This is a genomic window from Streptomyces sp. MK37H, assembly GCF_018035285.1.
In the GTDB taxonomy this organism is placed as follows: domain Bacteria; phylum Actinomycetota; class Actinomycetes; order Streptomycetales; family Streptomycetaceae; genus Streptomyces; species Streptomyces endocoffeicus.
Genome location: NZ_JAAAYH010000773.1, coordinates 1 through 1,973 on the forward strand (window position 1 = coordinate 1; position 1,973 = coordinate 1,973).

Here is a 1,973-nt window from a genome sequence, read left to right on the forward strand (position 1 = left end):
CTCCATGCTCAGCCGCTGCGCGTCCGCCGTCTTCTGGAGGGGGAAGACCGCGGAGACCTCGACACCGAGGGCGCCGCGTTCGGCGAGGTCGGTGAGGTCCTGGAGGTCGTTGGGGTCGGGGCGGACGAAGACGTAGTGGCCGCCCAGGCCGAGGACGGCGGGGTCGGCGATGGAGGCCAGGCGGCCCTCGGGGGCGAGGAGTTCGGAGGAGACGGCGAGCGCGTCGCCGCCGACGAGGTCGAGCACGGCGTCCACCCCGTTCGGGGCGAGGGTACGGACTCGGTCGGCCAGGCCCTCCCCGTACACCGTCGGCTCGGCGCCCAACGCGCGCAGATACTCGTGGTTGCGCTCCCCCGCCGTGCCGATCACCCGCGCCCCCATGTGCCGGGCCAGCTGCACCGCCATCGAGCCGACCCCGCCCGCCCCCGCGTGCACCAGCACCGTGTCGCCTTCGCCGACCCTCAGCGCCCGCACCAGGCACTGGTACGCCGTCAGGCCCGCCAGCGGGATGCCCGCGGCCTGGGTGAAGGAGAGGTTCCGCGGTTTGCGGGCGAGGGTGCGGACGGGCGCGGCCACGTACTCGGCGCAGGTGCCCCGGGAGAGGAAGTCCTCCCGTACGTAGCCGATCACCTCGTCACCGGGCTGGAACTCCGTCACCGCCGGGCCCGGCTGCTCCACCACCCCCGCGACGTCCCAGCCGGGGATGACCGGGAAGACCGCGTCCAGGACCGGTTCGAGGTATCCGGCCTGCGCCTTCCAGTCGACGGGGTTCACGGCGGCGGCCTTGACCCTGATCAGCACGGAGTCGGGGCCGACCTTGGGCTCCGGCCGCTCCCCGTACTCCAGGACCTCGGGGCCGCCGTAGCGGCGGTAGCTGATGGCCTTCATGGTGGCGCTCCTCGCGGTCTTCGCGGTTCGTGACGGGTTCGCGGTTCGTTCGCGGGTTCGCGGCTCCCCGCGTGGGTTCGCGGCTTCCTTCATGGGCTCGCGGTTTCGTTCGCGGGTTCCCCGTCCCGGCGTGTTCTTGCCCGCTCCTCCCCTTCGACGCTCCTGCTCGCCCACCGCCACCGCAAATCCGCACCCATCCGCACCCGTCCGCGCCACCCACCCCGCCCGCTACACCCGGCCCTGCACCGCCAGCGGCGGCAGTGCGGCGCGCGGCTCCACCCCGCCGAACCAGAAGCCCAGCAGAAACGCCACGGTGGACTCCAGCAGGCGGGCCCGCTCCAGGCCGCCGCCGTCCAGCGGTACGCAGCCCATGTCGCGGACCAGCGTCCGTACGGCCTCCAGGGCGCCCTCGTCGTCCCCGCACAGCGGAACCCCGAGCGGGCCGTCGGCGAAGACCGGCGGGGTCATCCGCCACACCGAGTCCGCGCAGTGGCAGAACCCCTTCACGACTCGCGCCCCGACGGCCCGCGCCGCGATCCGCTCGGCCATGCCCGGTCCGCCGTCCGTGGCGAGGGTGAAGCGGCCGGGGACGATCGCGTTGGTGCAGTCGATCAGCGCCCTGCCACTCAGCGTCCCCTCGGCCGCGCCCGCCGCCTCCAGGGCCGCCTCGACGCCCTCGTACGCCACCGCCAGCAGCGTCACCTCACCGAATCCGGCGGCCTCGCGCAGACTCCCCGCCCGCGCGCCGTGGCCGATCCGCGCGGCCAGCGCCGCCGCCTTCGGCCGCGAGCGGCCGCCGATGAGCAGCTCGTGGCCCGCCCGCGCCCACTGGGTCCCCAGCGCGTCGGCCATATTGCCCGTGCCCAGCACTCCGATCCGCATCGCGGTCTCCTCGTTCTCGCCCATCGTTCTCACTTGCCGAGGGCGACGACACTAGGAAGTCCGTCGCACACCGTGCGGTGTGCGACGGATGCGCTAGGTGTGCTGTCCGGGGACGTTGGTGACAGGCGACGCGCCGTGAGGGGTGCTTGAACGGGGCGAGGGCCTCTGGTTTCGGTGGGGATTGCGTCATCTGCACCGATGCC

General features: G+C 73.7%; 2 protein-coding genes. Both read right to left on the bottom strand.

From position 1 onward, the window contains the following. A partial coding sequence (locus GWI24_RS43760) for an NADP-dependent oxidoreductase (RefSeq protein ID WP_210951572.1) occupies nucleotides 1-888 on the bottom strand: 888 nt, incomplete at its 3' end. A 228-nt stretch (nucleotides 889-1,116) separates the two neighbouring features. After that, the gene (locus tag GWI24_RS43765) at nucleotides 1,117-1,770 is read right to left on the bottom strand and encodes an NADPH-dependent F420 reductase (protein ID WP_210951573.1); all 654 of its coding nucleotides are present in this window, start codon (nucleotides 1,768-1,770) and stop codon (nucleotides 1,117-1,119) included. Nucleotides 1,771-1,973 lie beyond the last annotated feature (203 nt).

Bases quoted from the DNA above. Each gene is read 5' to 3' on its own strand.
- GWI24_RS43765 (WP_210951573.1), bottom strand. From the start codon at position 1,770: ATGCGGATCGGAGTGCTGGGCACGGGCAATATGGCCGACGCGCTGGGG.